Origin of the sequence: Marseilla massiliensis, from assembly GCF_016899955.1 — a bacterium.
Classification (GTDB): Bacteria; Bacteroidota; Bacteroidia; order Bacteroidales; family Bacteroidaceae; genus Prevotella; species Prevotella intestinigallinarum.
Genome location: NZ_JACJJL010000098.1, coordinates 1 through 562 on the forward strand (window position 1 = coordinate 1; position 562 = coordinate 562).

The following is a 562-nucleotide window of genomic DNA, read 5'->3' on the forward strand; positions in this document are numbered from 1 at the left end:
TGTTTCTTACAGCGATTATTTTTGTACCGATATTTTCTTATATCGCTGATAATCAACTATAAATACTCTCTCATATGAACTCAGTCGTCCGCCAGTTGTTGGAACAGCAGACGGATGTGGTCATGGTGGACACGGGCGACTCCTACGAGGGCATCTGTGGCTACTACGGCGGCACGTACATCTCCTATTCCAAAGAGAAGCCCATCTCCATGAACCCCTTCAAGGTCACGGCGGAGGAATACGGGCTGAACTTCGGCGAGAAGAAGAATTTCCTCAAATCGCTTGTGTTCCTCATCTTCAAGGGCAGCACATTCCCCAGCAAGATAGAGGACATGATAGTCAACCAGACCCTCGTAGAATATTACGATGCCTATTTCCATCCTTTCGAGAAATTCACGGAAAAGCAGCGTGCAGAGTTGCGGCAAAAGCTACTTGTAGACGCCAAGATGGAGGATGACTACGAGAAATACAACCACGAGATGGAGGACATCGACCGCCTGATAAACGCCAATGACCAGCCGGAAGTGCCGGAAAGCCGCGCCCTGCTGCTCCCCTCGGAAGT

The 562-nt window shown here is 49.6% G+C and carries 1 pseudogene; it reads left to right on the top strand.

Features of this window, described 5'->3' with window-relative positions:
• Nucleotides 1-71 precede the first annotated feature (71 nt).
• Nucleotides 72-562: pseudogene (locus H6B30_RS16070) on the top strand (TraG/VirB4 family ATPase); the annotation flags it as partial.